General features: G+C 56.5%; 6 protein-coding genes. 4 read left to right on the plus strand and 2 right to left on the minus strand.

Features of this window, described 5'->3' with window-relative positions:
• Positions 1-125: 125 nt before the first annotated feature.
• A complete protein-coding gene (locus tag NW815_RS04945; protein WP_414332564.1) occupies positions 126-665 on the plus strand; it encodes a DUF3611 family protein in 540 nt (179 codons plus the stop codon).
• Between the two features lie 338 nt (positions 666-1003).
• Here the strand turns inward: NW815_RS04945 and NW815_RS04950 are convergent, their stop codons facing one another.
• Together NW815_RS04950 and psaK are read right to left on the minus strand one after the other, a co-directional pair.
• Entirely contained in the window at positions 1004-1141 is a 138-nt protein-coding gene (locus NW815_RS04950) for a photosystem II reaction center protein K (protein ID WP_414332566.1), read from the minus strand.
• A gap of 121 nt (positions 1142-1262) precedes the next feature.
• On the minus strand, positions 1263-1508 hold the full coding sequence (gene psaK / locus NW815_RS04955) for a photosystem I reaction center subunit PsaK (RefSeq protein WP_414388601.1): 246 nt from the start codon (positions 1506-1508) through the stop codon (positions 1263-1265).
• 358 nt (positions 1509-1866) lie between these two features.
• On the opposite strand from psaK, the gene NW815_RS04960 reads away from it, so the two are divergent.
• The 3 genes from NW815_RS04960 to NW815_RS04970 all read left to right on the plus strand — a co-directional run.
• Positions 1867-2838, plus strand: a complete 972-nt coding sequence (locus NW815_RS04960; protein WP_011431774.1) for a fatty acid desaturase — start codon at positions 1867-1869, stop codon at positions 2836-2838.
• 1 nt (position 2839) lies between these two features.
• Positions 2840-3721 (plus strand): hypothetical protein, encoded by an 882-nt coding sequence (locus tag NW815_RS04965; RefSeq protein ID WP_414388607.1) that lies wholly within the window; start codon positions 2840-2842, stop codon positions 3719-3721.
• Between the two features lie 64 nt (positions 3722-3785).
• Positions 3786-4168, plus strand: a 383-nt coding sequence (locus NW815_RS04970) for an SDH family Clp fold serine proteinase (RefSeq protein WP_414415770.1), incomplete at its 3' end; no start/stop codon positions are given.

A 4168-nucleotide genomic window follows, 5' to 3' on the forward strand; every position in this document is an offset into this window, starting at 1 on the left:
CTCCCGACACCAAGCCTGCGGCTATGGTGCAGGCCTCCAGCCCGAAAATTTGGTGACTGGGGCCGGAGAATGAAGATAGGCTGGAAGCGAACGTTGGTGTTCATCCAGGCGAGCGGGGGAAAAAGATGAACGAGCCCATGTCGCCGTCAGTACGGGCGGCTATCGAGCGGATGAAGTCTCGCTTGCGCATGACTCGTCGCTTTGGGTTTTGGTTCCAGGCAATCTTGGGGGCGACGGCGCTGCTGCTGTGGTTTGGCTTTTTAATCGGCCAAAATACCGTCTATCGAGATGACTCGCTGGGGGCTGTCATCGCCTTCTGGTTCACCTTGTTTACATTGCTCACCCTGGCAGCCGGTCTATTTTTCAACTGGCGCTACTTGCTCCACGCGGAGCGCCGCTCAGCTTCTGCTGATGCCCTAAGCCAATTGGATTTGCCCAAGCAGTTGCAGTTGGTCACCTATGTCAGCCTCATTGGGGCCTTCCTTGCTTTGATTGGTATGGAAGCCCAAGTGGGCGAGCTGTTGGCGCGCATGTTTTCCCGCACCCAGGCCAACCAGGTGACAGGAGTGCTGCTGCTGGCCGCCAACATCAACGTGACGTTTGCCCACTTCGTCTGCTTGGCAGGGGTTCTCTGGATTACCGGTGTCCTCGACCGCGAACCCTAGCGCCGGATCCCTGGCCCAGTTTTGGGAGTCATGTGGACAGTGGCGAGACGGCTTGTTGTTTTTATAGTCGTTTACAGTCGTTCCAGTTCAGGGCAAGACACCTGAGCTACTGTTCGCGCTAGCGGGACGGAGTCCTTGAAAGGCCTTCTGGCACGGTGCATTTAACGTTTTAGGCGTGGGTGCAGTGTCCTAGTTTGAATCGAAATGACCATAAATGGGCAAAGCAAAGAGCCCCCAACTTGGGAGATAAGCTGGGGGAAGCCCTTTAGGTTTGCTTGAGTTTTCTCCAGACCACCCAGGCCTTTGAGACCTTTGCGACCTCAGTAAGAGCAATGGCTTTACTTAAAGCCCACTGCCGCTTGCCAGACAAAAGCCAGCAGGAAAAACAGAACAGGGATGATCGGCAAAATGTCGATCAGCGGGTCAAACAATTCATAGCCTTCCGGCAAACTGGCCAGGAGCACCATCGCTGACATAGCAACAAACCTCAGGGGAAAATGCGGCTGAAGAAACTGCTTCTTTCAGAATTAAAATAGAGCTTAACATCATCCAGCAGGGATCCGGACTAAGTTCAAGAAATGTAAAGGAAGTGGCGACCTAGAGAACGCCAATGTTAGAGAGGCCCAAAACGACCCCCACTCCCAACAAATGGCCAAAGCTGGCAACCCCGATGACTTCTGGCCAGGTCATTCCCAGTACTGGCCCGGTCTCTGAGGCCACTCCAGAAGAGGATTTGAAGCTCAGGTAAGCCAGCCCTGTGCAGAGCAGAATGATCACGGCGCTCAGGGGGGACCAGGGGCTGGTTTGAGCGGTCAGAGCCAACAGCGCAACAACAGGCATCATGGTTTCCATCCTCAGCTCAGGTTAACCGACCCTTAGATTACCCCTCCTGCTGGGATCCCCTCGCAATCTGCACATGAATTGCAACAAAACCTCACACTACGGCTTTTCTCTGGCTTCAGGGGCAGTTTGCCGTTGCCGGGATCCTGCAGGAATCCTCTAGGTAGGAGAAGAAGGTGCCCCCAGGGCTGGGGTTGTGAGGAAAATAAGGCTTGGGCTGAGAAGCTGGGCAGGTCTCTGCCGTATACTAACGAAAGTTAACAAACTTATCTCTTCGATCTCTTTTCGGTGTGATGACTGGGACGCGCTGCCTCGACCCATCCTCTCTGTCTGCACTGTGCGCACCTAAGGATGGCTGCCGATGACTGTTGCTGCTACTGCTGAACCAGCCCAAAAACCTTTCGCATTGCCTCGTGAGCTGTTGGGGCCACCCTCGGAATTTTGGAATCCCACCTTGCTGATGTTTTTGGCTGCGGTGGTGCTTTCGGCCTCTTGCTTTGGCGGGTACGCCTTTTGGCACTGGCCCAAATGGATGGTGTTCTGGCTCAATTTTGTGGCCCTCTATGTTCTGGGCACGGTGATTCACGATGCTTCCCATGGCTCGGCCCACCGCAACCGCTTTCTGAACGAGGCACTCGGACACGGCTCTGCCCTGTTGCAGGGTTTTGTCTATCCCGTCTTTAAGCGGGTACACATGCAGCACCACGCCCACGTCAACCATCCTGAAGACGATCCCGATCACTATGTCTCAACGGGAGGGCCGCTGTGGCTGATCGCGCCGCGGTTTTTCTACCATGAGGTGTTTTTCTTTAAGCGGCAGCTCTGGCGGAAAGGTCGCTGGGATCTGCTGGAGTGGGGCTTGAGTCGGCTGGTGGTTATCCTGACCTTTGGTCTGGCCAGCTACTTCGGCTACACCGACTACATCATGAACTATTGGCTACCCCCTGCCTTTATCATGGGGTTCTTGCTGGGCTTGTTTTTTGACTACCTGCCCCATCGCCCTTTTCAATCCCAAGAGCGGTGGTACAATGCCCGCGTCTATCCCGGATGGCTGACCAACATTCTGCTGTTGGGGCAAAACTATCACCTGATCCACCATCTCTGGCCTTCTGTTCCCTGGTACAAATACCAAGCAGCCTACTGGGCAGCCAAACCTGAGCTGGACGCGCGCAACTGCCAGCAAACGCTGGGGATCTGGGAGAAGGGAGAGTTTTGGGGCTTTTTGTACGATGCTCTGATCGGTCTGCACTGGCACAAGCCCACTTCAGCTCACCCCGCTGCGCCAGCCAATCCAGAATCGGAGGGATCCCCTGCGGATCCACAGCTTGGCTAGCATGGTTTGGCCAACGCTGCAAGTCCCGCAGGTGCTGCTGTTTGTGGAAGCGGCCAGCCTGTTGCAGGACTCTAGCCAGGTTTTGTTGCAGGCCGGTCGGGCAACGGCAGATTTGCCGGAGTTGATTGCAGAAGCGCAGGCGCGGGCCGAAGTCCAGGTGCAGCTCCTTGGGATCCCCGCAGACTTGCGGGCACAGGTGCGAGGGATCCTCAGGTTGACCTCGCCCCAAGAGGTGCTGGCCTACTTGCAGGACTTGCTGGACAGGGGATCCGGCCCGGATTTGGAAACCTTTTTGGAGCAGGCGGGATCTGCCTCTACGGTGCTGCGCTTTCCCCCTCTGTTGGTGGGGGCTGTGGCTCTGCAGGTGGTGCTGGAGCGGTTGGACTTTTCTCCAGAAGAGCGGGCTGTGGTGCAAGCCCAACGGGATCAATGGGAACAGGCCCTGGCGGAATTGGCCACTCACCACAGGGTTTCCCCAGAGCCGCTCCGGGCCACTGCCGAGACGGTGCTGCGGGCGGCTTCGGCAGAAGAGCTGCTGCAACTGGGGCAGGATCTCCTTCAAGATCTCCAAGATCTCGCTGTTGCTGATTCTGAGCCAGAAGCCGAGCCTCAGGTGGAATTGGCGGGGCCTCTGCTGTTCATGATGGTGGCGGATTACCTGCTGGCCCAAACGGAGTATCCGCTGACCCCGGAGCAGCGGCTGGACTTGCAAACCAATCGCGCCGAGGCAGAAACCCGCTACTTGGCCATGCAAAAGTTGGGCCGCATTGAAAACTTGGCGGAGCAGCAGGCTTATATTCGATCCTGGATTGACCAAGCTTCCGTACCGGATTTGCTGCAGGCTTTGGATCGCTTTTTTGCGGCGTCTGAACCCAACTCATGAGGCTCAGGGATCGCCGAAGATTTTGGATCCCCTATGCTGGAGTCAAAGGGATCCCACTTGAGGTGTGAAAGTGGACTGGGGCAGCCTGTTCTGGATTTTTCTGATCTTCAGCTCTTTGCAACCTCTGCTGAACCGTCGTGCCCAAGAGTTCCGGCGCTTGATGGCCATTCGGGAGTTGGAGCAAAAGCGGGGCAGCCGGGTGATTCTGCTCATTCACCGCCAGGAGTCGATCAGTTTTTTGGGGATCCCGGTTTCCCGCTACATCAGCATCGAGGACTCCGAGCAGGTATTGCGGGCGATTCGCCTCACTCCACCCAATACCCCGATTGATTTGATTTTGCATACCCCCGGTGGCCTGGTGCTGGCTACGGAGCAAATTGCCCGCGCCTTGATCCGCCATCCGGCCAAAGTGACAGTGTTTGTGCCCCACTACGCCATGTCGGGGGG

It is taken from the genome of Synechococcus sp. R6-7 (assembly GCF_047461695.1).
GTDB lineage: Bacteria > Cyanobacteriota > Cyanobacteriia > Thermostichales > Thermostichaceae > Thermostichus.